This window comes from Variovorax sp. IB41 (assembly GCF_016405905.1).
Classification (GTDB): Bacteria; Pseudomonadota; Gammaproteobacteria; order Burkholderiales; family Burkholderiaceae_C; genus Variovorax.
On sequence record NZ_JAEFCB010000035.1, the window covers coordinates 23,486 to 45,330 of the forward strand.

Annotated in this window: 27 protein-coding genes; 26 read left to right on the forward strand and 1 reads right to left on the reverse strand. The window is 65.7% G+C overall.

The window, feature by feature from the left end:
- The first annotated feature begins 22 nt into the window (after positions 1-22).
- The 21 genes from JC881_RS31850 to JC881_RS31950 all read left to right on the forward strand — a co-directional run bounded on the left by JC881_RS31850 (position 23) and on the right by JC881_RS31950 (position 18,411).
- Complete coding sequence (locus JC881_RS31850; RefSeq protein WP_198789747.1) at positions 23-886, forward strand: hypothetical protein; 864 nt, start codon at positions 23-25, stop codon at positions 884-886.
- A 23-nt stretch (positions 887-909) separates the two neighbouring features.
- A complete protein-coding gene (locus tag JC881_RS31855) occupies positions 910-1,611 on the forward strand; it encodes a dienelactone hydrolase family protein (RefSeq protein WP_198789748.1) in 702 nt (233 codons plus the stop codon).
- A gap of 146 nt (positions 1,612-1,757) precedes the next feature.
- Positions 1,758-2,381 carry a glutathione S-transferase family protein gene (locus tag JC881_RS31860; RefSeq protein WP_198789749.1) on the forward strand — a complete coding sequence of 208 codons (624 nt, stop codon included), beginning with the start codon at positions 1,758-1,760 and terminating at the stop codon, positions 2,379-2,381.
- Between the two features lie 214 nt (positions 2,382-2,595).
- Entirely contained in the window at positions 2,596-3,645 is a 1,050-nt protein-coding gene (locus JC881_RS31865; protein WP_198789750.1) for a glutathione S-transferase family protein, read from the forward strand.
- Positions 3,646-3,765: 120 nt separating this feature from the next.
- Positions 3,766-5,163, forward strand: a complete 1,398-nt coding sequence (locus JC881_RS31870; protein WP_198789751.1) for an amidase — start codon at positions 3,766-3,768, stop codon at positions 5,161-5,163.
- Between the two features lie 28 nt (positions 5,164-5,191).
- Positions 5,192-6,094: a tryptophan 2,3-dioxygenase gene (locus JC881_RS31875; protein ID WP_198789752.1), complete on the forward strand. Its 903-nt coding sequence runs from the start codon at positions 5,192-5,194 to the stop codon at positions 6,092-6,094.
- 168 nt (positions 6,095-6,262) lie between these two features.
- Complete coding sequence (locus tag JC881_RS31880; protein WP_198789773.1) at positions 6,263-6,943, forward strand: nitroreductase; 681 nt, start codon at positions 6,263-6,265, stop codon at positions 6,941-6,943.
- A 31-nt stretch (positions 6,944-6,974) separates the two neighbouring features.
- Entirely contained in the window at positions 6,975-7,925 is a 951-nt protein-coding gene (locus tag JC881_RS31885) for a ring-cleaving dioxygenase (protein WP_198789753.1), read from the forward strand.
- A 55-nt stretch (positions 7,926-7,980) separates the two neighbouring features.
- On the forward strand, positions 7,981-8,610 hold the full coding sequence (wrbA, locus tag JC881_RS31890) for an NAD(P)H:quinone oxidoreductase (RefSeq protein ID WP_198789754.1): 630 nt from the start codon (positions 7,981-7,983) through the stop codon (positions 8,608-8,610).
- Between the two features lie 93 nt (positions 8,611-8,703).
- The gene (locus JC881_RS31895) at positions 8,704-9,627 is read left to right on the forward strand and encodes a LysR substrate-binding domain-containing protein (RefSeq protein ID WP_198789755.1); all 924 of its coding nucleotides are present in this window, start codon (positions 8,704-8,706) and stop codon (positions 9,625-9,627) included.
- Positions 9,628-9,750: 123 nt separating this feature from the next.
- The gene (locus tag JC881_RS31900; RefSeq protein WP_198789756.1) at positions 9,751-10,881 is read left to right on the forward strand and encodes an iron-containing alcohol dehydrogenase; all 1,131 of its coding nucleotides are present in this window, start codon (positions 9,751-9,753) and stop codon (positions 10,879-10,881) included.
- A 157-nt stretch (positions 10,882-11,038) separates the two neighbouring features.
- Positions 11,039-12,280, forward strand: a complete 1,242-nt coding sequence (locus tag JC881_RS31905) for a hypothetical protein (RefSeq protein WP_198789757.1) — start codon at positions 11,039-11,041, stop codon at positions 12,278-12,280.
- A gap of 99 nt (positions 12,281-12,379) precedes the next feature.
- The gene (locus JC881_RS31910) at positions 12,380-13,084 is read left to right on the forward strand and encodes a hypothetical protein (RefSeq protein WP_233102164.1); all 705 of its coding nucleotides are present in this window, start codon (positions 12,380-12,382) and stop codon (positions 13,082-13,084) included.
- A 41-nt stretch (positions 13,085-13,125) separates the two neighbouring features.
- A complete protein-coding gene (locus JC881_RS31915; protein ID WP_332875322.1) occupies positions 13,126-13,758 on the forward strand; it encodes an acyloxyacyl hydrolase in 633 nt (210 codons plus the stop codon).
- Between the two features lie 196 nt (positions 13,759-13,954).
- A complete protein-coding gene (locus JC881_RS31920; protein WP_198789759.1) occupies positions 13,955-14,572 on the forward strand; it encodes a glutathione S-transferase family protein in 618 nt (205 codons plus the stop codon).
- 13 nt (positions 14,573-14,585) lie between these two features.
- The gene (locus tag JC881_RS31925; RefSeq protein ID WP_198789760.1) at positions 14,586-14,945 is read left to right on the forward strand and encodes a hypothetical protein; all 360 of its coding nucleotides are present in this window, start codon (positions 14,586-14,588) and stop codon (positions 14,943-14,945) included.
- A gap of 38 nt (positions 14,946-14,983) precedes the next feature.
- Entirely contained in the window at positions 14,984-15,370 is a 387-nt protein-coding gene (locus JC881_RS31930) for an OsmC family protein (protein WP_198789761.1), read from the forward strand.
- A gap of 17 nt (positions 15,371-15,387) precedes the next feature.
- Positions 15,388-16,581 carry a bifunctional alpha/beta hydrolase/OsmC family protein gene (locus JC881_RS31935; RefSeq protein ID WP_198789762.1) on the forward strand — a complete coding sequence of 398 codons (1,194 nt, stop codon included), beginning with the start codon at positions 15,388-15,390 and terminating at the stop codon, positions 16,579-16,581.
- A 137-nt stretch (positions 16,582-16,718) separates the two neighbouring features.
- Positions 16,719-17,138 (forward strand): cupin domain-containing protein, encoded by a 420-nt coding sequence (locus tag JC881_RS31940; protein WP_198789763.1) that lies wholly within the window; start codon positions 16,719-16,721, stop codon positions 17,136-17,138.
- A 317-nt stretch (positions 17,139-17,455) separates the two neighbouring features.
- The gene (locus JC881_RS31945) at positions 17,456-17,713 is read left to right on the forward strand and encodes a ubiquitin carboxyl-terminal hydrolase 14 (protein WP_198789764.1); all 258 of its coding nucleotides are present in this window, start codon (positions 17,456-17,458) and stop codon (positions 17,711-17,713) included.
- Between the two features lie 65 nt (positions 17,714-17,778).
- Positions 17,779-18,411, forward strand: coding sequence for a peroxiredoxin-like family protein (locus tag JC881_RS31950; RefSeq protein ID WP_198789765.1), 633 nt, complete (start codon positions 17,779-17,781; stop codon positions 18,409-18,411).
- 76 nt (positions 18,412-18,487) lie between these two features.
- Here the strand turns inward: JC881_RS31950 and JC881_RS31955 are convergent, their stop codons facing one another.
- The gene (locus tag JC881_RS31955; protein ID WP_233102165.1) at positions 18,488-18,763 is read right to left on the reverse strand and encodes a hypothetical protein; all 276 of its coding nucleotides are present in this window, start codon (positions 18,761-18,763) and stop codon (positions 18,488-18,490) included.
- A 310-nt stretch (positions 18,764-19,073) separates the two neighbouring features.
- On the opposite strand from JC881_RS31955, the gene JC881_RS31960 reads away from it, so the two are divergent.
- The 5 genes from JC881_RS31960 to JC881_RS31980 form a co-directional block, all read left to right on the forward strand.
- Positions 19,074-19,553, forward strand: coding sequence for a carboxymuconolactone decarboxylase family protein (locus JC881_RS31960; RefSeq protein ID WP_198789767.1), 480 nt, complete (start codon positions 19,074-19,076; stop codon positions 19,551-19,553).
- 63 nt (positions 19,554-19,616) lie between these two features.
- A complete protein-coding gene (locus JC881_RS31965) occupies positions 19,617-20,372 on the forward strand; it encodes an SDR family oxidoreductase (protein ID WP_198789768.1) in 756 nt (251 codons plus the stop codon).
- Between the two features lie 81 nt (positions 20,373-20,453).
- Entirely contained in the window at positions 20,454-21,035 is a 582-nt protein-coding gene (locus JC881_RS31970; protein WP_198789769.1) for a YceI family protein, read from the forward strand.
- A gap of 40 nt (positions 21,036-21,075) precedes the next feature.
- Positions 21,076-21,621 carry an Ohr family peroxiredoxin gene (locus tag JC881_RS31975; RefSeq protein ID WP_198789770.1) on the forward strand — a complete coding sequence of 182 codons (546 nt, stop codon included), beginning with the start codon at positions 21,076-21,078 and terminating at the stop codon, positions 21,619-21,621.
- A 61-nt stretch (positions 21,622-21,682) separates the two neighbouring features.
- The coding region (locus tag JC881_RS31980) for a catalase (RefSeq protein ID WP_198789771.1) at positions 21,683-21,845 on the forward strand (163 nt) is incomplete at its 3' end.

Below are 21,845 nucleotides of genomic sequence, written 5' to 3' on the forward strand. Positions count from 1 at the left end.
CGACCGACCCCGCCCTCGCACCATGCTGAATCTATTGCTGCAAACCACGATCGAAGGAGACCCGGACGACTGGAACATTTCGCGCTTCAGTCAGCTCGGTTCGTTTCTCTCGCAGCTGCAGGACGACGACGGTCGGCCCGCCTTCCAGGTGACCGCGCGAAACCGCGCTCCGCGGGCGGCCCCCGATCCGGTGCTGTCGACGCTGGATGAATCGGACTTCGACCAGCTCTGGCTCTTTGCCGTCGATACCGGCGACGGCCTGACGCCGGAAGATTGCGCGAGCATCAGCCGATTCCGCCATCGCGGCGGCGGCCTCATGGTCACGCGCGACCACATGGACCTGGGCAGCTCGATCTGCAACCTCAGCGGGGTCGGCGCCGCGCACCACTTCCACAGCCGCAACTGCGAGCCCGACACGAATCGCCATTGCCTCGACAACCCGTTCTCGGGCCCGATCTCCTGGCCCAACTACCACTCGGGCGCCAACGGCGACTACCAGCGCATCCGCTCGGTCGGCAGCATCCATCCGGTGATGCGCGACAGGCGCTCGGCGACCGGCGTGATCCAGTACCTGCCCGCGCATCCGCACGAAGGCACCGTCGGGGTACCGCCCGGCGATTCGAGCTGCCGCGTCGTCATGGAAGGGCAGAGCTCGCTGTCCGGCAGGCGCTACAACATCGCGGTCGCGTTCGAGCGCTCCGAACACGGCGGCAAGGCCATCGCGCAGTCGACCTTCCACCACTTCGCGGACTACAACTGGGACCCCTCGGCCGGCTGTCCCTCCTTCGTGGCCGAGCCCGCCGGAGACGGGATCGCCCGCTTTTCCGAAGCGCTGCGCTCGACGAAGCAGTACGTGCGCAACGTCGCCTTCTGGCTCAACGCCTGAGCAGGCTCCAAGAAAAAAGACCAATGCACGACTCGCTGCAAATCACCACGCCCGGCGGGAACATCCCCGCGTACATCGCACGTCCGCAGAGGCTCCCCGCGCCGGCCATCGTGGTCGTCCACGAAGTCTTCGGCGTCAATGCCGACATGCGCCAGTCATGCGAAGAGCTTGCGGCGCAAGGCTACCTGGCCGTTTGCCCCGACCTGTTCTGGCGGATCGCCCCGGCCGTCGAACTCACCGACCAAACCGAGGCGGAGCGCGCGCAGGCCCTTGCGCTGTACAACGCCTTCGACATCGATGCCGGTGTGAACGACATCGCCGCCGTCGTGAAGGCCACCCGCGGCATGCCGGGTGCTACGGGCAGGGTCGGTGTCGTCGGCTACTGCCTCGGCGGCCTGCTGGCCTTCCTCACGGCCGCGCGTGCGGGCGCCGATGCGGTGGCGGCCTACTACCCCGGCAACGCGGACAAATACATCGACGAGGCGAGCTGCATCGCCAGCCCGCTAATCGTTCATCTCGCGGAGAAGGACGAATACATTCCGATCGATGCGCAGAGGAAAATTTCATCCGCCCTCGCGAACCATCCGCAGGTGCAGGCCTACGACTACCCCGCTTGCGGCCACGCCTTCGCACGCCATCGTGGCATCAACTACGACGCCGAAGCCGCTGCACTGGCAAACGGCAGGACAGCCGCCTTCCTGGCATTGCATTTGCAAGGCGACTGAGGCTCCGGCGGGCCGACGGCAGCGCCGGCTTTCCAGGATGAAAATCGGCGGACGGCCCGAGACGGCTTTGCCGTGGCGGCGAATCTTCCGGGCCGTAGCTGACATTCCGATTCCGGTCCCGCGGGCCTCACTTGATGGAGTCAACCATGCTGCGTCTCTACGACAGTCGTCTATCGGGCAACTCATGGAAGATCCGCATCCTGCTGAGTCAGTTGAGGTTGGCCTACGAACGCATCACGCTGGACCTGCAGAAAGGCGAGAGCCGCGAACCCGCATTTCTCCAGATCAGCCGGTTCGCGCGCGTACCGGTTCTCGTGCTGGAGGACGGTCGGCCGATCGTCGAATCGGGCGCGATCCTGCTGCATCTCGCCGAGGGCACGCCCTACCTGCCCGACGACCCGTACCTGCGGGCCGAAGTCATGGCCTGGCTTTTCTTCGAGCAGGCCGACCTGCAGAAAGCCATCGCCATCCCGCGCGTGCTTCAGTTGCGCGGCCTTGCGGAGGGGAAGCGGCAGGAGATCGACCGGTTCCAGGCCGACGGATACCCCGGCCTCGAAAAGCTGGACCAGTGGCTACGCGCGCGCACGTGGCTCGTGGGTGAGCACTACAGCATCGCGGACCTCGCACTCTCGGCCTATGTGTCGCTGGCCGGGCAAGGCGGCTACGACATGGCGCGCTTCGCCGGCATCCGCGGCTGGCTGGCGCGCGTGCAAGGCCAGCGCGGCTGGGTGCAGCTGATTCCCGAAGACGGCCCCGCGGCGAGCGCCTGACGCGCGCCTGCATCGAGCTCCGGCCGCGGCAATCACTGCGGCCACGCCATCGATCGTTCGAATTTCCGGGACCGTGCGTACAAGCTCCGACGCCTTCTCAACCCCCAGCGGGCTCCCTACGATTTGCCTGCGTCCATCCTGAACCGGACCGGACGCAAACCCCGCTCATTGTTGTTTGCTGGTGTGCCTGCCGCGCAGGCTGAAGAGGAATGTGATGACGAGTCGTGCCTCCCTGATCGAAATGACCGCCGCCGCGCGCGCTGCCATTGCGGACCCTTCCCGCATCACCCTCGTGGGCGGGCTCCCGGAACCCAGGTTCGAACTCTTCCATGCGGCGAGTTCGCTGTGCTCACAGAAGGTGCGCACGGTGCTGCACGAGAAAGCGCTTTCGTATCGCTCCAACGACATGCTGATCCTGAGCACCATGGGAAGCGAAGGCTTAATTCCGGCCGAACACTACAGCCCCGCCTACATCCGATTGCGCCTGGTCTCCGCGCGCGAGTTGAACCGGGAATTCGTCAGCGGCTACAGCGGGCGCACCTCGGTCGAGACCGAAGGCTTCGACCCCTGTGTCGTGCCCCTGCTCGTCGATCACGAGGCCGGCCGCGTGATTGCCGATTCGCAGCGCATCTGCATCTACCTCGACGGCGTATCGCGCGCGCCGCTCCTGCTCGTTCCCGACGCGCCCGATGCGCGCGCCGAGGTGATGCGCCAGGTCGGCATCGTCGACAGGATTCCGAACGGCGCCCTGCTCTACGGCTTTCATCCGGATGCGGATCTGCGGCCCGAGGTGCTCAAGGCGTCGATGCAGACCGTCTACGACTACAAGGTCATGGCGCTCGAACGCCTGGTGGCCGACAACGCCGGTGAACCCGAGCTGGTGGCCGCTTACCGCGCCAAGATCGTGAAGGAGAGCGGCGGCAAGAAGGTGTGCCATGACGCGGCCTTTCAGCGTGCTGCGCGCCAGAAGACGGGGCAGTTGCTGAGCGACCTGGAGCGCGATCTGGCCGCGGGTTCGTTCGGCTGCACGAACGGGCACGGCTTCTCGCTCGCGGACGTTCTCTGGGGTGTGAACCTGGTGCGCCTGAACTACCTCGGGCTGGCGTCGATGTGGGACGCGCTGCCCCACGTCACGCGCTATTTCGACGTGCTGGCCAGGCGGCCATCGCTGTGCAAGGAAGCAATCCGGGCGTCGCTCGATTCGATGCCGCACTCACGCTACATGGATGCCGTGGCGGACTGCACGGCCGAAGCCGTCGCCTGATTTTTTCCGCGGCATGGCGCGATCTACCGCCCGCCGCAGCTTCTAGCCACCGATCCGGTCACCCGTCACGTCGTGATGGCGGGCGAATTCGTCCTACTTTCGTGAACACGGAGCCAAGCCTTGAACGCCGTTCGCCAGCCAACCCGCGTGGTCCCACGCGCCCCCGGTCTTCGCCGTGCGCTCGAAGCCCTTGCCACGCGGCGCATCACGGTCTCGGGCCTGATCGAGCAGGCGCTCGATGCGGCAGAGGCCGGCAAGCGCGAGCTGCATGCATTCGCCGCCATCGACTGGGACGGCGCACTCCGGGCTGCGGCGGAAAGCGAACGACGCTATGCGCAAGGCCGGCAACGGCCGCTGGAGGGGCTGGCCATCGGCGTCAAGGACCTGATCGACACCCAAGGCATCGAGACCAGCTACGGCTCGACCGCCTACCTGGGGCACCTTCCGGCCGTAGACGCCGACATCGTGCGCGCGTTGATCGAGCGCGGCGCCATTCCCATCGGCAAGACGACCACGCACGAATTCGCCTGGGGCGTGACCACGGCCAGCGCCGCTTTCGGCGATGCGCTGAACCCGCTGGACCGCACGCGCATTCCCGGTGGCTCCAGCGGCGGTGCCGCCGCGGCCATCGCCTACGGCGCCGTGGCGGCGGGCCTGGGCACGGACACCGGCGGCTCGGTGCGGATTCCGGCCGCGCTGTGCGGAGTCGTCGGCTTCAAGCCGACCTTCGGCGCGCTGTCCACCCGCGGCATCTTTCCGCTGGCCCCGACGCTGGACCATCCCGGCTTTCTTGGCGAGACGGTCGACGACATCGCAATGCTCGCGAACGCCTTCGGCGTCGAGGTGCCGCGAAACGCCGCACATCCACACGCACGCCTGGGCGTCATCCGCGAGATCGCGCCCGTGCCGTTGAGCGACGAGGTCGCTGCCGCGTTCGACGCCGCCGTCGCAACACTCGAAGGGGTCTTTGCTTGCACCACGCTCGATGCGCCGGAACTCTTCGACGGTGTCTTCGAGGCCTTCGCGCACATCGTCCTGACCGAAGGCGGCGTCGAGCACTTCAGGCGCAACGACGCCGATCGCATCGCGGCCGGTTACGGCCGCGAGACCATCGAACGGCTGGAACGTGCCAAGACGATGACGCTAGGCGACTACGCACGCGCGCAGCAATCGCGGCGCGAGTTCACCGCCCGGCTGCATCGCGCGATGTCGGCGGTCGACTGCCTTGTGCTGCCGACCTGTCCCTGCACCGCGCCGCGAGTGACCCAGGCCTCGATCGATATCGGCAGCTGGTCGGGTACGGTCCGGGAGGCGCTGATGACCTACACCGCGCCCTTCAATGTCGCGGGCTTTCCGGCGATCTCGATCCCTCTCGCAGCGCGCGACGGCCTGCTTCCGGCGGCGCTGCAGATCGTGGCGAAGCCCGGTCACGACGCGGTCCTCTTGCAGACCGCGCAGCAGATGGAGCATCTGCTGCGCCCGGTGTCCGCGATCCACTCGACCCATCAGACACGCTGACAGACCCCACCACAACCAGGAGCACCAAGTGAACGACACCCCCACCCTGAAGAACGCCGAACGTCCTGTGCCTGCCGGCACCGCCGCCGGCCAGACACCCTATAGCGCATGGATACAGACGGACACGCTGCACTCGCTACAGCGCACCGTCAGCGACCATCCGGGCGAGCACGCCTGGATCGTTCACGTGCAGGTCTCCGAGCTCTACTGGATGCTCATCATCAAGGAGATCCAGACGGCCCAGGCGTTCCTGCGCGCGGACAACCTGCCGCAGGCCTGGCGCACGCTTCTGCGCGTCGTTGCGCACCACGCGCCCCTGGACGCCATCTGGCGATCGATCGACTGGATGACGCCGAACGACCTGCTCGCGATTCTTTCGCGCGCCGTCGCCACGCACGGCAAGGACACGGCGCTGCAGGGATGGACCTACCGGCACATGGTCTACCTGCTGGGCATCAAGCAGGCCGAGCATCTGCAGCACTTCGAGCCGCAGCCCCATCGCCGTGAACAGCTGGGCAAGGCGCTGGCCGAACCCAGCCTCTACGACGACGTGCTCGCCTTTCTCCGGCGCAAGGGGATGAACGTACCGGCGGAGGTGCTCGCGCGTGACCTGAGCGCCCCCTACAAGCCCAGCAAGGACGTCGAGCAGGTCTGGCGCCAGGTCTACGCCGACCCCGACGCGAACATCGAGTTCCAGCAACTGGGCGAGACCCTGGCCGACATTGCCGAGGGCTTCTGCAACTGGAAATTCCGGCACCTGATGGCCACGCGGCGCACCTTCGGCGCGCGGCCGGCGTACTTCGGCACCGAGGGCGTCGCGTGGCTCGCGCCCACGATGGACGAGATCCCGTTCCCCGAACTCTGGTCGGCGCGCACCTTCATCGGCGACCCGCCGCCGGTGTGCCCGCACATGGCCCGACAGGGGAAATGAACGCCCTGATCGTTCGCGATTCCCGGACCGAGCGTGCAGGAATCGAGGTCTTCTCAGGCACCCATTGCATCCCTACGATTTCCCTCGATTCTGCGGTATTCAGTTAATTTCAAAACCAAACTTTGAGAGACGACCATGTCAGCCAACCTACTGATGGAGATCCTGGAAATGAATGCGACACCGGCCATCGACGACCTCATTCGAGAGCGGCGCAGCAAGCGCGGCTTTCTCGAGCGGCCCGTTCCGCTCGACATGGTGAAAGACATCCTGTCGACCGCGAGCTATGCCCCCAGCTCGAGCAATACACAACCCTGGCGCTGCTATGTCGTGACCGGCGAGACCCGCGACCGCGTCACCAAGGCGGCGGTGGCAGAGTTCCGCGCCAACCACGCGACGCTGGCGCCGGAGTACCCCTTCTTTCCGCAGCCGCTGCACGATCCGTACGCCGGCCGCTTCAACACCTTCCGCGGCCAGCTGGGCGATGCGCAAGGCGTGCATCGCAGCGACAAGAGCGGGCGCCTGCGCGACGTGGAGCGGCAGTTCCTGTTCTTCGATGCGCCGGTCGGGATCATCTTCACGATGGACCGGCGCCTGGAATGGGCCAGCTTTCTCTGCTACGGCTGCTTCCTGCAGAACATCATGCTGGCCGCCAAGGCCCGGGGCCTGGACACCTGCCCGCAGCAGATCTGGTCGCTGCAGCACCACGTGCTCCGCGCGGAACTGGGCATTCCCCAGGACGAGATGGTAATTGCCGGCATGTCGATGGGCTGGGCCAACAACAGCATGCCGGAGAACTGCATGACCTTGCAGAAACTGCCGCTCGAACACTTCGCTTCATTCAGTCACTAGCAGGCAACTGCATCCATAGAGGGTTACGCACATGTCGATCATCAAAGGGTTTCACCACCTGACCGCCTGCGTCAGCGGCGCGCAGGAAGACGTGGATTTCTACGTCAAGCTGCTGGGCCAGAGCCTGGTCAAGAAAACGGTGCTGCTGGACGGCGAAGAGCCGGTCTACCACCTCTACTACGGCAACGCCGAGGGCGATGCCGGCACGCTGGTCACCTCGTTCCCGTTCAAGCAGAAAGGCGTGAAGGGCCGCCGCGGCTCGGGGCAGATCAAGGTCATCAACTACTCGGTGCCGTCGGGCTCGCTGGATTTCTGGCGCGAGCGCTTCGGCGCCCGCGGCGTGACCTTCGACGACACCGTGGTCGAGCGCTTCGGCGAGCAACGCCAGCGCTTCCAGCATCCCTGCGGCATCGAGTTCGACCTCGTGGCTTCTGGCAACGACACGCGCCCGCCCTGCACCGCGCACGACATTCCGGCGCAGTTCGCGATCCGCGGCGTTCACAGCATCACGCTGTCGCTGCGCGAGGTCGATGAATCCATCATCTTCATGAAGGAGGCGCTGGACTTCCACTACGCCGGCCAATCGGGCCCGCACCACCGCTTCGAAACCGCCGACGGCAAGCCCGGCACCATCGTCGAATTCGTGCACGAGCCGGACCGGCTGCAGGGCTCGTCGATCTACGGCGAGGGCACGATCCACCACGTGGCCTTCGCGGTGGACAGCGTCGAGCAGCAGATGCAGATCAAGGAGAAGCTGATGTCGATGGGCCACATCGACACCTCCGAGTCCGTCAACCGCAACTACTTCCGCTCGATGTATTTCAAGATGCCGGGCGGCGTGATGTTCGAGGCGGCGACCACCGACATCGGCTTCGCCATCGACGAGGAGCCCGGCCATTTCGGCGCCGAGTTCCAGCTGCCGCCGTGGCTGCGCGACCGCAAGGACGAGCTCCTCGGGCGCCTGGAGCCCATCGCCGTCTGACGGCTGCCAGCACGCCTCCCCCTTTTTGTTTTCGTATCCACACACAGGTCAACCCATGTCCAAACCCAAGGTTCTCATTGCTTTCTATTCCCGCAACAGCTCCACCGAGCTGCTGGCCAAGGCCGTCGCGCAAGGCGCATTGGCCGAGGGCGCCGAAGTGCGGCTTCGACGCGCGCGGGAGTTCGTTGCGCCCGAGGTCATGCGCCAGGTGCCCGAATGGGCCGAGCGCGCCAGCGAGATGAACGCCAAGTACGAAGCCCCGACCGAGGCCGATGCCGAGTGGGCGGACGCGATCGTCTTCGGCACGCCGACGCGCTTCGGCTCCATCTCGGCCGAACTGAAGGCCTACATCGACTCGCTCGGCGGCCTCTGGTTCCAGGGCAAGCTGAACGGCAAGGCCGGCTCGGTGTTCGGCTCGACTTCTTCCAGGCACGGCGGCAACGAGGCAACACTGCTGTCGCTCTACGGCCCGATGGCGCACCTGGGCCTGATCATCGTGCCGCTGGGTTATGCCGATCCCGCGATGTTCGCGGCAGGCACGCCCTACGGCGCGACTCACGTCTCGAACAGGGACTCGGTCATGCCGGGTGCCGAAGACCTTGCCGTGGCGACCTACCAAGGCCGGCGCGTCGCATCGGTGGCGCGGTCGCTGCGCGTGGCGCAGCCGGTGGCAGAAGCCGCCTGAGACGGGGGATAGCGACCAGAGAGTTGCAGCGCTATCCTCGGCGGCAGCGCTGTCGCTGCTGCACGGCCTCTCTGCTCTCTCACCAGGATCGCGATGCTGGATCTGAAGGATGTCTTCTATTTCGTCCAGGTCGTCGACCGCGGAGGCTTCACCGCTGCCGGGTCGGCCCTTCGCCTGCCGAAATCGACACTGAGCCACCGCGTCCAGGAGCTCGAGGGTTACCTTGGGGTACGGCTTCTCAACCGAACCTCCCGCCAGTTCGGCATGACCGACATCGGCAAGGAGTTCTACCAATACGCGGTCGCGATGCTGCACAGCTCCGACGTCGCCGAAGAAGCGGTGCGCCAGCGCCTGGCCGAACCCAGCGGGGTGATCCGGCTGACGACGGCCGTGGAGATCGCGCAGTTCGCCCTCCGCGAAATCCTCCCCGTCTTCATGAACCGGTATCCGAAGGTGCGCGTCGTGGAGATCGCGACGGACCGGTACGTGGACATCGTGGGCGAAGGTTTCGATCTTGCGATACGCGGGCATACGGCGTCGCTGCAGAACTCCACGCTGGTGCAGCGCGCTCTTGCCAACGTTCCCTGGTACCTGTTCGCCAGCCCCGGGTACCTCGCGCAAAGGGGGGTGCCCGAAAACCCCGCGGATCTTGCGCAGCACGCCACCATTGCGATGGTGCGCAACGGGACGCAGCAGTGGCAGCTGAAGGGGCCGAACGAGGAGGAACTCGTCATGCCCATCGACCCGCGCTTTCAAAGCAACAACATGGTCGCGCTCAAGGAGGCGGCCTGCGCCAGCCTGGGCATCACTGCACTCCCGGGCTATATCTGCAGGTCGGAGCTGAGGGACGGAACCTTGCAGCAACTCCTGCCCGACTGGTCGGCGGCGGATGCCCGCATCTCGGCGCTGATCCCGTTTCGCACCGGGCTGCTTCCCGCGGTGCGTTCGCTGGTCGACTTCCTCGCCGTGGAGATGCCGGTCGTCACGGCCTTCGACCACCCCCGCAGCTTCGAGTGAAGCGGCCGGGCGGCAAGGCCGTGTCGTCCACGAACATGAACGCTGCATCCTGCAAAGAGCGGCTTGTGAGCGGCGGGTGGACGACCTATCTTTTCGGCCTTGACTTCCACAAGGCCGATCGAGATGAATCATTTGAATTGCTTGCCGCAAGACGGCATTTTCTGGGGCCAGCACATCTTGCAAGGCGCCGTGGCACGGCTCGGCGAACACGGCATCCACCGGCCGATGACGTTCACCGTCGAACCGCTGACAAAGCTCTACCAGGATTGCGTGCGGTCCAACCTGAAGCAGGCTGTGGGCAGCTTCATGGAGCTGCCGGCGCACGTGCCGGACGTGGCGGTTCAGGCCGGCCTCGACGCCTGTCTTCGCGCCGGGGCCGAGTCGATCGTGGCGCTGGGCGGCGGCTCGGTGCTCGATGCGGCCAAGGCCGTGTCCTACCTGCACCATGAAAGGACCGGGCGCTACCTGCCCATCGCGGCACTGCCGACGACACTCTCGGGCTCCGAGTTCTCTCACTACTTCGGCATCACCGAGACCGACGGCCCCGAGAAATTCAAGCGCAGCCATGCAGTGCGCGAGACGGTGCCCAAGGTGGTCGTGATCGACCCCGTGCTCGTGTTCGACACGCCGCGCGCGCTGCTGCTGTCGTCCGCCATCAAGGGGATGGACCATGCGGTGGAGGGCATGCGCAAAGTCACGAAGGAGCATCCGCACGCCATCATGGCGGCGAGCGGGCTTGCACGGTTCATGACGGTGCTGCGGAAGTGGCCGCAAGCCATGACCACGCGCGAGGCGCTGGACAAGGGACTGGTGACACCCGACGACCTGCTGCAGCTCCAGCTGGCAGCCTGGCAGTGCTACTTCTCGCCCGCTTCGGTCATCTACGGCCTGAGCCACCGCATCGGCCACATCCTGGGCGGCACCTTCGGCCTGCCGCACAGCGCGACTTCCTGCATCACGCTGGCACCGGTGATTCGCGCCTGCGCGGATTTCTACGGCGACAAGCTCGGCATCTTTTTTGCAGACAACGGCGCCGCTTCGCGCGACGTGGATGCCGCCGCACACCTGGCCGACAGCATCTCGCAGATGGTGAAGTCGCTCGGCTTGCCCGACCGCATCGGTGCCTTCGATCTCGACCGGGCCAAGCTCCCCGAGGTCGCCCGCCTGCTGAAGAAGAACTACCCCAACGAAGTAGCCGACCTGGGCAACAACGCGAGCGTCAAGCTCGACGCGTTGCTCGAGAGCCTCTGGTAAGCCCTTGGCGAGCCTTTGATGAGCGCCCGGTAGTCGCCTGGCTGAGGACGCATTGGTGCTTCGCAGACAACGCCATGGTCCCTCGCGCATACCTACCGCCGAGGGCGGGCCGTTCCTAGGATCGATGGGGTCCATCCCACCCTTCAAGGAGCTTCCCATGCGTCTGCGCACCATCACCACTGCCCTCGCCCTCGCCTGCTGCCTCGGTGCTTCCCTCAACGCCGCCGCGGCGGACGTGAAGTCCATCTCCCGCCTTGCAGCGGGTCCCGGCAACATCCTGTTCGTCGCCGACTGGAAAGCCGCCCGCGTCCACGCGATCTCACTGCCCGCGGCACAACAGCAGCCGGCAGGCACCGCGTTCAACATCCTCGATCTGGAGAGCCTGCTCTCCGCCCAAGTCGGCGGCGCCAGGGTCACGGTCGAGGACATGGTTGTGAGGCCCGGCACCGCGCAGGTGTACGTGGCCGTGAGCTACGGCGCCGCGAAGACGCCAGCGCTCATCCTCGTCACCAGCGACAAGAAAGCGCGGCGCATCGACCTGAAGGCAGCCGCCTCCACGTCCGTTGCGCTGCGCGACGCACCCACCTCCGACTACAGCTTCTGGAAGGAAACGCCGGAGCGCAGCTTCACCGTCACCGACATGAAGTGGCGCGAAGGCGAACTCTTTGTGGCCGGCCTTTCCAACCAGGACTTTGCCTCGACGCTGCGCCGGGTGAAGTACCCGTTCGACGCGAAGCAGTCGGTCACCTCGGTGGAGATCTACCACGCGGGCCACAACCTGATCGAGACGCGCGCGCCGATCCGCGCAATGAGTTTCGCGAGCTGGGGCGGCAAGCCCTACCTGGTGGCCGCCTACACGTGCACGCCGCTGGTGACGATCCCGCTGGACGACCTGAAGGACGGCGCACACATCCGCGGCAAGACCGTCGCTGAACTCGGCTACGGCAACACGCCCGCGGACATGATTGCCTACTCGCGAACAGAGCAGGGCAAGACCGAGGACTTCCTGCTGCTGGCGAACTTCGACCGCGTGTCGAACGTCATTCCCGTGTCGCAGCTGGAGGCGACGGGTTCGCGTCCCGGCATCGATAAGCAGGTGCCGTTCGGGCAGCTCGCGGGCGTCGAGGTCATGCAAGCTCCGCTGGCCGGCACGCTGCGGCTGGACAATCTCGACGAGAAATCTTTCGTCGTCGTGCGTCGCCGGCTCGAGAAGGACGCGCTGCAGCTCGTTTCCATCGGCAAGGAATTGAGCTTCCGGCTGACCGACCACGTCTCGGAGTACGCCTTCGCGGAGTACAGCTTCAAGGGCGACAACTTCCAGTTGCAGAACATCAAGCCCCGGCAGGACATGCTGCTGAAGGACGAAGGCTTCCCGGACCTGATCAAGGCATCGGAGTAAGCCGTGCGTCTTCGCCGACTGTGCGGCGCCGTGGCGCTCGCCGTGACGCTGGGCGCGTCGCACGCCGGACCGCCCGCGCCATCCCCCGCAGCTGCGCAAATGGTGCGCGTCCAGCCATCCGCTGGTCAGGTGCCGGCCAACCTGCTGCGCCTGTCCATCGAGTTCGCGACACGGATCGAAGGCCCGGTGCTGCCGAGGCTCGCGCTGCTGCGCCCCGATGGAAAGCCGCTCGAGCAGCCGTTTCTCGAGCAGGAACTCTGGTCGCCCAGCGGCCGAATCCTGACCGTGCTGCTGCATCCAGGCCGCGTCAAGACCGGCCTGAACGCGCGTGAGGTCCTCGGGCCGATCCTGGTCGACGGAGACGATGTGACCTTGACGCTCGACGACCATCCCATCCAGCACTGGCGCGTCGGGCCCGTCGACACGCGCGGTCCGGCGGTGTCGGCATGGCGCCTGTCGTCCGTGCATGCCGGGTCGAGGCAAGCGCTCGTCGTGACGCTGGACGACGCCATCGACGGCCGGGAAGTCGACTACATCGCGATCGCAGACCCGCACGGCCGGCGCGTGAATGGTCAAGCCCTGCTGAAAGACAGCGAGCGCACCTGGGCCTTCACCCCGCACGCCCCGTGGCGCGCAGGCGAATACCGGCTCATCGCGCGCGGCACCCTCGAAGACCCGGCAGGGAATCGCCTCGGCGGGCGCTTCGAAACACCTGCGGCTACGCCGGCCTCTGCGCCCACCGATGCCGCGCTTGCATTCACCGTGGGCTCGGCCTCGTCATCGGCCAGCAAGCATCGCCCCTGAACTCCTGAGCATCCGATGCATTCGACGACACCGCGAGAGCCGTGCTGCTCGATGCATCCAACAATCCAATGTCCGATCGAACTTTCCCCTTCAACCTCCGGCTACCGCAACTCCGTCTCAAGCGACATGGCGCAGCAACGGTCCTTCTCGCCATCGGCGCCTGCATGTCGCAGGTGGCGCGCGCCGACACCCCTTCGTATCAACCCTCGTCCCTCTTCACCCAGTTCGGCTCGGCGCACGGTACCCGCACGCTGACCGCGGGGCTGACCTGGGACCTGCCCTATCGATGGCAGCTGGGCCCGGGCGAGCTGAGCAGCTATCTGGAAGCCTCCTACGCGTACTGGCAAATCCAGTCGGCGGACCGGGCCGGGCTTTCGCACCTGTCGCAGTTCGCGCTGGTCCCGGTGCTGCGCTACCGCCCCGCAGACGGCGCTTCGCCGTGGTTCTTCGAAACCGGGGTGGGGGTGACCGCTACCTCGTCGGTCTACAGGACACGTGAGAAGAGCTTTTCGACGAGCTTCAACTTCGGCACCCACCTAGCGGTCGGCCGCAGCTTCGGTGCGCAACGCCAGCACGAGATCGCGTTGCGCCTCGAACACTTCTCGAATGCGGGCATCAAGCATCCGAACCCCGGCGAGAACTTCATTCAGCTGCGGTACGCACGCAGGTTCTAGTGGCACTGCGCAAGAAGGTGTCGGGCACGACACCGCGATTGGTGCGCTCGCGACAACACAGTGCAACCCCACACATGCCTTCCGTCGCCGCGCATGCCTGCCTAGCATCGAATCGTTCGCAAGCCTCTTCTTCACAAAGCGAAGCCAAACGTTCCGCCAAAAAGCGAACGACTCGCTTCAACCCAACGAATACCTCATGAAGCTCTATCACATGCCCGGCGCTTGCTCCCTCGCCGACCTGATCGTTCTCCAGTGGATCGGCGCAGACCACGAGCCGGTGCGCATGAGCCTGGAAAGCATCAAGTCGCCCGGCTATCTCGCCCTCAACGCGGGCGGCACGGTGCCGCTGCTGATGGACGGCGACCTGTCGCTCACCGAGAACGTCGCCATCCTCGGCTACCTGGCCGACTTGTATCCCGAAGCCCGCCTGCTGGGCGACGGGTCGCCGCGTGCGCGCGCCGAAGTCATGCGATGGCTGGGCTTTCTCAACTCGGATGTGCACAAGGCGTTCAAACCGATCTTCGTGCCGCAGCGCTTCCTGGAAGACGCGGCGATGGCGCCCGTGCTTGCGGACAACGCGCGCGGCCACGTGCGTGAATATCTCGCGCGGCTGGACGACCAGCTCGACGGACGCGACTGGCTGACCGGCGAGCGCTCCATCGCGGACCCGTACCTGTTCGTGATCTCGCGCTGGTCGGCGGCCAAGGAGATCGACATGCAAGGCCTGGACAACCTCGCGCGTTTCGTCCGGATGATGGACGGCAACGCCGGTGTACAGGCCGCGCTGGCTGCCGAGAGCGGCATACCGCAGTAACCCCGGACATGTCATGAGACTGTCGCTGACATCCTCTCTCGAAGCGCCCGAACCGGTCTGCGCCACGTCGAGCGCGCTCGCCCGCTGGTACGCGGAGCAGCCCGCCGTTCGGCGCCTGTGGGCCATCCAGGCGACGGACGGGCCCATGCTGCGCGTCATCGTGATGCTGGAACCCTCGCTGGACGGCGACGAGATCAGTCCCGCCTGGATGGCACATGGCAGCCGATGGGCGCGCGACCTGCGTGAACGGCTGGCCGGCGCTGTGCAACTGGAGCGCATCGACGGGCCGCTGCCCGACGAGTTCGAGATCGACGGCGAAGGCGCCGTGCTCTCCGTGCTGTGTTGGCGCGACTCGACCACGCCCGACGCCTGAGCACCCCATCGGTCCCGGCACAAGAGAGAGGCTCGACCATGGCCCAGGGCACCGCGCGCATCGGGCGCGACCGCTACCGCACGCAGATCGACCTTGCCAGCGGCCACACGCTCGTCTCGGACGAGCCCTCCGTCCTCGGCGGCGAAGGCGCGGGCGCCACGCCCTACGAACTGGTGCTTGCCGGGCTTGGGGCATGCACGGCCATCACGCTGCGCATGTATGCGGACCTGAAGAACTGGCCGCTCGAATCGGTGCAGGTGGACCTTCATCTTTCCCGGGAAGACGACGCCATGCTGATCGAAAGATCGCTGCGCATCGTCGGCCTGGACGACACGCAGAAGGCACGCCTGGCCGACATCGCCGAGCGGACACCGGTGACGCTGACGCTCAAGACGAGCATCCCGATCCGTACGCATCTGGCCTAGACACAGGAACACGCCCCGTGCCCACTCGCTCCTTCGAATTTCTCAACCCCGGTGGACACCGCCTGTCAGGCAGCCTCGAAATGCCGGAGGGTATCCATCGGGGTTGGGCCCTCTTTGCGCACTGCTTTACCTGCGGCAAGAACAACCTCGCGGCCATGCGCATCGCGCGGGCGCTGGCCAGTGCGGGCATCGGGGTGCTGCGCTTCGACTTCACCGGGCTGGGCGACAGCGATGGCAGCTTCGCCGACACGAGCTTCTCGCTGAACGTGCAGGACCTCGTGTCTGCCGCCGACGCCATGGAGGCGGTCGGCATGCCGCCGCGCCTGCTCATCGGCCACAGCCTCGGCGGCTCCGCCATGCTCGCCGCGGCAGGCGGCATTGCAAGCGCGCGCGCCATCGCGACCATTGCCGCACCGTTCGACGTGGCCCACGTGCTGCACCTGCTGGACCCGGCGGGTCTTGCGCGCCTCGAAGCCGAGGGGCAGGCGCTGGTCCAGGTGGTCGGACGGCCGATGGCGGTCGGCAAGGCCTTTGTGGACGACTTGCGCGCACACGACCAAGGCGCACGCATCGCGGTCCTTCGCCGGCCGCTGCTGCTGCTCCATGCGCCGCGGGACCGGACGATCGATATCGAAAACGCCACGCGCATCTTTCTGGCGGCGAGGCATCCCAAGAGTTTCGTCTCGCTCGACGATGCGGACCACCTGCTGTCGCAGCGCGAAGACGCCGAACACGTCGCGCACCTCATCGCGGCCTGGGCGGCCCGCTACCTGCCCGAGCCACCCTCCGGCCATCCGATCGCGGCGGATGCCGAGGCGGAAGAAACGGGGCTGGGGAAATTTCAGCTCGCGCTGCGCTCGGGTGGCTCGCGCTGGCTCGCTGACGAACCCGCAACGGTGGGAGGGCTCGGTTCGGGCCCCACGCCCTACAACCTCTTGTCGTCCGCGCTCGCCGCCTGCACGACCATGACGCTGCGCCACTACGCCGACAGCAAGGGCTGGCCGGTCACGCGCATCCGCACCGCGGTGAGCCACCGAAAGGACAAGGCGACGTCCCCGCCCGATGTCTTCAGCCGCCGGGTGTCCATCGACGGCACCCTCACGCAGGCACAACGCGCGCAATTGCTGGACATGGCGCAGCGATGCCCCGTTCACCAAACGCTCGAAGCCGGCGCGCGCTTCGAGCCCGTGGAAGGCGAGCCACCCGCATGAGCGCCGCGCTGGCCCATGCAGCGAACGCGAGATTGGTGCCTTGTGGACAACACCATGGTCCATCGCGCAGGCCTACCGGGCCCCGGCACCCGATCCTACGATTCATCCATCGCATCAACGAAGGCAAGACGAAGACCATGACCAAGATTGCAAGAAGCCTCGGGCTGACATTTCTGTTCGCCGCAGGCGCTGCCATGGCACAGCACACCGCATCGCACGGCGGGCCCAAGGACGCCAAGGTCACGCCGCTTCTGACCCAGGAGATGAAGGACATCCCCGGCAAGGAAGTGCTGATGATCACGGTGGACTACCCGCCGGGCGCCGTCGACCCGGTGCATCGCCACGACGCCCACAGCTTCGTGTACGTGCTCGAAGGCTCGATCGTGATGGGCGTGAAGGGCGGCAAGGAAGTGACGCTGAAGGCCGGCGACACCTTCTACGAAGGCCCCGACGACATCCACACCGTCGGGCGCAACGCCAGCAAGACCAAGCCCGCGAAGTTCGTCGTCACGCTCGTGAAGAACAAGGGCGCCGAGTTCTTCATTCCAGTGAAATAACCCACCGGTTGCATTCCACCCGCCGCAACGAAGATGACGGGTGTCAGATCGCCGAGGCGGCTGTAATGAGGCGTGCACTTTCCACCCGTTCGTGCACGGGACAGACTCACGTCGGCGCGGTGTCCCCGCGTAAATCCGACCAGCAACACGGCGACGCTGCGGGTGGAAGGCATCCCTTGTTTCCTGCGACAGGAAGCCGGCACGAGCTCTCTTCGCGCCACTCACCCGTTCGCCGCTGGTGAACACCAAGAAAAGAATGCCATGAAGACTACCGCCCCTTCGCTTTCACTTTCACCGTCCCGTGCGGAGGTGCGCGCATGACCACCAGCTGCACGCACCTGGACCAGGTCCACCCGGTCACACCGACAACCAACGGGTGCGAGGAATGCCTGCGGTCCGGCGGCCGCTGGGTTCACCTGCGCATGTGCCTGACCTGCGGTCACGTCGGATGTTGTGACTCGTCGCAGGGAAAGCACGCGACCGGTCACTTCCACCAGACCGGCCACGCGATCGTGCAGTCCGCGGAGCCCGGCGAATACTGGCGATGGTGCTATGTCGACAAGCAGCTCGTCTGAGCCTCGGGTGCGATGCAGCGTCCTGCACCCAGCGATCGACCTCCCCCACTTTTCGGAGCCTTGCCATGAGCCCGCAACTTTCAGCCTTCGACCACAACGACGCCGCCGATGCGGTGTTCGATGCCACGGGCATCGCTGCCCGCGCCAAGCGCGCCGGCGACCTTGCGCCTGACGCGACATTGCCGGACGGTTCCGGCCGGCCGGTTCGTCTGTCGGACGAGTGGCGCAAGGGACCGCTCGTGCTGGTTTTCTACCGTGGCGGCTGGTGCGGTTACTGCAGCCTCCAGTTGCGGGCCTGGCACCAGCGAGCGGATGACCTCGCACGCCTCGGCGCCACGCTTCTAGCGATCTCTCCGCAGACGCCTGACCACTCGATGCGCACGGCCGAGGACAACCAGCTCGCGTTCACCGTACTCAGCGATTCCAACCTCGACGCCGCCAATGGCTTCGAACTGGCCTTCACGCTTCCTCCCGAACTCGTGAGCTTCTACGGTTCGGTGGGCACTGACATTCCCGTTCTGAATGGCAACGGCCTCTGGGTGTTGCCGGTTCCGGCGACCTATGTGATTGACGAGGAAGGCCGCATCCGTTTCGCCCACATTGAGGAAGACATCCGAAAGCGTGCGGAGCCGGCCGATGTGCTGCGCGTCATCGAAGGCTTGGTCCGCGGCCGCGCCCTCGCGGTGGGCGGCAGCTAGCGCCTGCAGCGGCCCATGCGACGAAGCCCGCCAGTGACTGGCGGGCTTCGTCGCATGGGCCTCGGCAATTCGCTGCTCAGTTGGGCGTGCCGCCGGGAACGGGCTTGCGGCGATTCGGCTTGCGCGCGTCGCGCGTCTGGTGGCGCTTCTCGCCGACAACGGCGGCACTGTCGGTTCCGATCGCGCCGCCTTCGGCGGTCTTGACCGTGTCGCCCGAGGGTGCGGCAAGCTTGCCCTGCGATTTCGCCGACACCTTCGCTTGCGCTCGCGCCTGGGGCTTGCTGTCGGTGATGACCTGGTTCTCAGCCGATTGTGCGAAGACGCTCGTCGCGGCCAGGAAGGCGGCGGTCATGACGGTGATGTGCTTGAACATGGGATTGGCTTTCCGAAAGTGAGTGGGATGACACCGCGCGTTGCCGCAAGCGTCCCAAAAAATTCTAGGGTGCGGCCTCGCCGGTTTTCACTTTCGACTGGTGTCATTTCGGAAACATGCCGAGTCCGGGACCGGATTGTTGCGCGTTGGGCAACATCGTGAAGCCTCGTGCATGGCTACCGGCGGCAGCCTCCCAAACCTACGCTACGTCCTGTCTACGCGATCTTCGCAAACGGATGACTCAGCCGCCTCTGAGTCCAGGCATCTGCCCCCAATTCCAGGAGTAGTCATGACCCAACGCGTCAACTATGTCGAGCAATCGCCCGAGCTCTTCAAGAAGTTCGTCGAGTTCCTCAACGCCATCAAGGAAAGCACCATCGAAGAACCGATCCGCAACCTCGTGTCGATCCGCACTTCGCAGCTCAACGGCTGCACGTTCTGCCTGGACATGCACGTCAAGCAGGCCAAGATCCAGGGCGAGCGCGAGCTGCGTCTGTACCACCTGGCCGCGTGGCGCGAGTCGACGCTGTTCATCCCGCGCGAGCGCGCCGCACTGGCCTGGACCGAAGTGCTGACCAGGCTGCCCGAACAAGGCGTGCCTGACGACATCTACGAGCGCGTGCGCACGCAACTGTCGGAAAAGGAAATCTCCGACCTCACCTTCCTCATCATGTCCACCAACGCATGGAGCCGCCTGAACATCGGCTTCAAGAGCGTGCCCGGCGCCTCCGACAAGGTGTTCGGCCTGGACAAGGCAAAGCTCGCCTGATCCGCGCTGCCAGAACTCACCCCGTCATCCACACGGCCCCTTGCGGGCTACAAGGAAATCATCATGAAGATCGTTGTCATCGGCGGCTCGGGCCTTATCGGCTCGAAGGTCGTCAGCAAGCTTCGCGAAGCCGGCCATGAAGTCGTTGCCGCATCGCCAGCATCGGGCGTCAACACCATCACCGGCGAAGGCCTGGCGGAGGCCCTCCAAGGCACTCAGGTCGTGCTCGACGTGGCGAACTCGCCCTCGTTCGAGGACAAGGCTGTGCTCGAGTTCTTCGAGACCTCCGGACGCAACCTGCTGGCCGCGGAAGCCGTGGCCGGCGTGAAGCACCACGTCGCGCTGTCGGTGGTCGGCACGGACCGCCTCTCCGAAAGCGGCTACTTCCGCGGCAAGATCGCACAGGAAAAGCTGATCCGCGAATCGAAGATTCCCTACACCATCGTCCATTCGACGCAGTTCTTCGAGTTCCTCGGCGGCATTGCGCAATCGGGCACCGACGGTGACACCGTGCACCTCTCGCCGGCCTTCGTGCAGCCGATTGCATCGGATGACGTCGCGGCCGCCGTGGCGGACTACACACTGGGCAGCCCGGTGAATGGTGTAGTCGAAATTGCGGGCCCCGAGCGCGTTCGCTTGTCCGATCTGGTACAGCGTTTTCTCGCCAAGACCAACGATCCGCGCAAGGTCGTCCAGGACGTGCACGCGCGTTACTTCGGCGCGGAGCTGAAGGACGACACGCTGGTGCCGGGCGCCAATCCGCGCATCGGCGCGCTCGGCTTCGAGGCTTGGTTCGCACTGCCCAAGCCAGCGCGCTGACACGAAGCGCGCTCTCGGCCGCCTCCTGGTGCGGCCGAGGGCTCCTGCCCCAGGTCCCCTCTCCTCATCCTTGTGAATCCCATGCCCGACAGCTCCCAACCCTCCACATTGGCCTCGTCGAACCTGGCCGACGTCAGCCGTGGGCGTTACGTCATCGATCCTGTGCATTCGCATGTGCTGTTCAGCGTTTCGCACTTCGGCATCTCGACCTATTACGGCGAGTTCACCACGCCTGGCGGCACGCTCGACATTCCGCTGTCAGCAAGCGGCAGTCATACACGCCTGGCGGTGTCTGTACCGGTCGCCAACGTGAAAACGACGAGCCGGATCCTGGACGACGAACTCAGGAGCCGCGAATGGCTCGACGGCGAGCGGTTTCCATCGATCGCCTTCGACTTCGCGGCACCTCTTTCCCTTGCCGAAAATTCGTTTCAGGTGAACGGGGCGCTCACCTTGCACGGCGTGACACGCAACGTCACATTCGATGTGAGCTTCGTCGGCGCCGGCATGAATCCAGCCAAGCAGGTCTACACGATCGGATTCGACATTCGGGGCCGCATCCGCCGCAGCGAGTACGGCGTCACCGCCGCGCTCCCGATGATCGGCGACGAACTCAGCCTCATCATCAGCGCAGCCTTCGAACTCGAAGTTTCAGCCGCCTGAGCACACCGTTCCCCCTCATTGAATTGAACGGAAGCCTGGAATGCCCGCGCAGAAAAGTACAGCCATCGCCTTCGCACCCGAAGCCGCACAACAAGGCCCATTGCAACCGCCACCTATCGCGCTGCTCGACAAGTACAAGGGGCAGGAATTCGAGCCGATCTATTCGACGGTCGTCACGGTAAGCGGCGGCGAAGCAGAACACGGTCGGGCGTCGGGCGTGGCGCGCTCCGACGACGGCAACCTGAACGTGCAGCTGCGGCTTCCCACCGCTCTGGGCGGTGACGGTGGCGGCACCAACCCGGAGCAGCTGTTCGCAGCGGCCTATGCCGCCTGCTTCCATGGAGCCTTGAACCTGTTGGCAGCGAAAAACAAGATTCCGGTTCACGACGCCAACGTGCAGATGTCCGTCACTTTCGGACGCGACCCCGTCGACGGGCTCTTCATGCTCACGGCCGATGTCCGGATTCACTTGCCCGATGTCGAGAAAAGCGTGGCCGAAGAACTGGTGCGCAACACGGAACGGTTCTGCCCCTACGCCAAGATGGCGCGCAACGGCATCACGAGCATCGTGGCATTGGCGGCCTAGGTATCCAGACACCCGCGCCACACTCGCACCGGCGCTCCCTTTCCCTGCGTTCAGAAAGCCTATGAGCGATTCACCAGACACCCCGCGCAAGACCCCGCTTACCACTGCCTTCGGCGCTCCCGTGGTCGACAACCAGAACAGCCTCACCGCCGGCCCCCGCGGCCCCGTCCTGATGCAGGACGTGTGGCTGCTCGAGAAGCTGGCCAACCTGAACCGCGAGATCA

Bases quoted from the DNA above. Each gene is read 5' to 3' on its own strand.
- JC881_RS31975 (WP_198789770.1), top strand. From the start codon at position 21,076: ATGCCCGCGCAGAAAAGTACAGCCATCGCCTTCGCACCCGAAGCCGCA.
- JC881_RS31925 (WP_198789760.1), top strand. From the start codon at position 14,586: ATGAGACTGTCGCTGACATCCTCTCTCGAAGCGCCCGAACCGGTCTGC.
- JC881_RS31900 (WP_198789756.1), top strand. From the start codon at position 9,751: ATGAATCATTTGAATTGCTTGCCGCAAGACGGCATTTTCTGGGGCCAG.
- JC881_RS31865 (WP_198789750.1), top strand. From the start codon at position 2,596: ATGACGAGTCGTGCCTCCCTGATCGAAATGACCGCCGCCGCGCGCGCT.
- JC881_RS31930 (WP_198789761.1), top strand. From the start codon at position 14,984: ATGGCCCAGGGCACCGCGCGCATCGGGCGCGACCGCTACCGCACGCAG.
- JC881_RS31970 (WP_198789769.1), top strand. From the start codon at position 20,454: ATGCCCGACAGCTCCCAACCCTCCACATTGGCCTCGTCGAACCTGGCC.
- JC881_RS31940 (WP_198789763.1), top strand. From the start codon at position 16,719: ATGACCAAGATTGCAAGAAGCCTCGGGCTGACATTTCTGTTCGCCGCA.
- JC881_RS31905 (WP_198789757.1), top strand. From the start codon at position 11,039: ATGCGTCTGCGCACCATCACCACTGCCCTCGCCCTCGCCTGCTGCCTC.
- JC881_RS31945 (WP_198789764.1), top strand. From the start codon at position 17,456: ATGACCACCAGCTGCACGCACCTGGACCAGGTCCACCCGGTCACACCG.
- wrbA (WP_198789754.1), top strand. From the start codon at position 7,981: ATGTCCAAACCCAAGGTTCTCATTGCTTTCTATTCCCGCAACAGCTCC.
- JC881_RS31855 (WP_198789748.1), top strand. From the start codon at position 910: ATGCACGACTCGCTGCAAATCACCACGCCCGGCGGGAACATCCCCGCG.
- JC881_RS31880 (WP_198789773.1), top strand. From the start codon at position 6,263: ATGAATGCGACACCGGCCATCGACGACCTCATTCGAGAGCGGCGCAGC.
- JC881_RS31860 (WP_198789749.1), top strand. From the start codon at position 1,758: ATGCTGCGTCTCTACGACAGTCGTCTATCGGGCAACTCATGGAAGATC.
- JC881_RS31850 (WP_198789747.1), top strand. From the start codon at position 23: ATGCTGAATCTATTGCTGCAAACCACGATCGAAGGAGACCCGGACGAC.
- JC881_RS31885 (WP_198789753.1), top strand. From the start codon at position 6,975: ATGTCGATCATCAAAGGGTTTCACCACCTGACCGCCTGCGTCAGCGGC.
- JC881_RS31910 (WP_233102164.1), top strand. From the start codon at position 12,380: ATGGTGCGCGTCCAGCCATCCGCTGGTCAGGTGCCGGCCAACCTGCTG.
- JC881_RS31965 (WP_198789768.1), top strand. From the start codon at position 19,617: ATGAAGATCGTTGTCATCGGCGGCTCGGGCCTTATCGGCTCGAAGGTC.
- JC881_RS31960 (WP_198789767.1), top strand. From the start codon at position 19,074: ATGACCCAACGCGTCAACTATGTCGAGCAATCGCCCGAGCTCTTCAAG.
- JC881_RS31895 (WP_198789755.1), top strand. From the start codon at position 8,704: ATGCTGGATCTGAAGGATGTCTTCTATTTCGTCCAGGTCGTCGACCGC.
- JC881_RS31955 (WP_233102165.1), bottom strand. From the start codon at position 18,763: ATGACCGCCGCCTTCCTGGCCGCGACGAGCGTCTTCGCACAATCGGCT.
- JC881_RS31920 (WP_198789759.1), top strand. From the start codon at position 13,955: ATGAAGCTCTATCACATGCCCGGCGCTTGCTCCCTCGCCGACCTGATC.
- JC881_RS31950 (WP_198789765.1), top strand. From the start codon at position 17,779: ATGAGCCCGCAACTTTCAGCCTTCGACCACAACGACGCCGCCGATGCG.